Origin of the sequence: Halomonas sp. (assembly GCF_041689495.1) — a bacterium.
In the GTDB taxonomy this organism is placed as follows: Bacteria; Pseudomonadota; Gammaproteobacteria; order Pseudomonadales; family Halomonadaceae; genus Halomonas.
In genome coordinates, this window is record NZ_JBDNGD010000462.1 from 1 (window position 1) to 1,047 (window position 1,047).

The following is a 1,047-nucleotide window of genomic DNA, read 5'->3' on the forward strand; positions in this document are numbered from 1 at the left end:
CGCCCTTGGGTGTGTCTACTGCAGAAGCCCGCGCCTCTTGGCATCGCTGAACATGGCGTTGGCGAAGGCGACCAATTGATCCTGGTAATCGAAGGTCGCATTCAGCGCATCGGCAAGGATCTGGGGAGATTCAATATATTCATGAATCATCTGGTTGCGGATCTGGCGTATCTCGAGCCATTTGTCCGCAGAGTCCAGAGCGCCAAGCTTTTCCGCCCTGTCCAGATTGTCAATCACGGCGCCGGTCTTTTCCTCGAGCATCCTCAACCAGTGCGGAAGCAGCTTATCACCCACGGTGTCCTGCAGGCGACAGAAGCGGCTGGCATACGCCTCCACCTTTTCGGCAAGCGCTTCATCTTCACTCAGGGCGGCGGCCTTTTGCTCCGTGAAAGGGGTGCCGAAGACATTTCGCGACGAATAACGGAGGTGCTGGATCTCCTTGTCGACCACCCAGTGCAGGAACTTCAGGCGTTCAATGCCATCGTCGTTCATAAGCGCATTCCCTGCTGGCGAGCCAGCCTGTGGATGGGGAACTCACTAAGATTGGGAGCGCTCAGCAATATATCGGTTTTGCGCCCCTCCATGGCTCGCATGATGAGTACGCTGAGCCGGGCGGAGAGCTGGGCGGGGTGCTCCACGGGCTCGGTGAGCTCAACGAGCAAGTCGATATCGCCACCTCGCGCGGCGTCGTCCAGCCGCGACCCGAATAACCTTACGCTGGCGCTAGGGCCAAGTTCTTCGACGACTATGCGCTGGATGGTGTGTCGATCGGCGTCTGTCAGGCGCATGGGTGACTCTGGCTACCTTGAACAAGGAACAAGGAACAAGGAACAAGGAAAAGCGCCAAGCGCCCAAGAGCGTCAGGGCCGAGCGGACAGTTAATTGCGCATTTCCAGGCGCCCGGCGGAGCCGGCCTCCCACGAAAACCTGTTCAGTGCTTAACGCTGCGCGGCGCCATCGCCCGGTGAGCAACTGGAGCTGCCCTTGACCTTGTGGGAGGGAGCTTCAGCTCGCGATGCAGCGCGACGCGCTGCCGGTATCAGGCGC

At 59.7% G+C, this 1,047-nt stretch carries 2 protein-coding genes; both read right to left on the reverse strand.

Annotation, left to right across the window (positions count from 1 at the left end; translation table 11 throughout):
• Positions 1–15: 15 nt before the first annotated feature.
• Complete coding sequence (locus ACESMD_RS14120; RefSeq protein ID WP_372614237.1) at positions 16–492, reverse strand: hypothetical protein; 477 nt, start codon at positions 490–492, stop codon at positions 16–18.
• On the reverse strand, positions 489–788 hold the full coding sequence (locus ACESMD_RS14125) for a nucleotidyltransferase domain-containing protein (protein WP_372614239.1): 300 nt from the start codon (positions 786–788) through the stop codon (positions 489–491). Before ACESMD_RS14125 ends, ACESMD_RS14120 begins: the two co-directional genes overlap by 4 nt.
• Positions 789–1,047 lie beyond the last annotated feature (259 nt).

Excerpts from the sequence above, each read along its gene's own strand:
- ACESMD_RS14120 (WP_372614237.1), bottom strand. The coding sequence starts at position 492 with ATGAACGACGATGGCATTGAACGCCTGAAGTTCCTGCACTGGGTGGTC.
- ACESMD_RS14125 (WP_372614239.1), bottom strand. The coding sequence starts at position 788 with ATGCGCCTGACAGACGCCGATCGACACACCATCCAGCGCATAGTCGTC.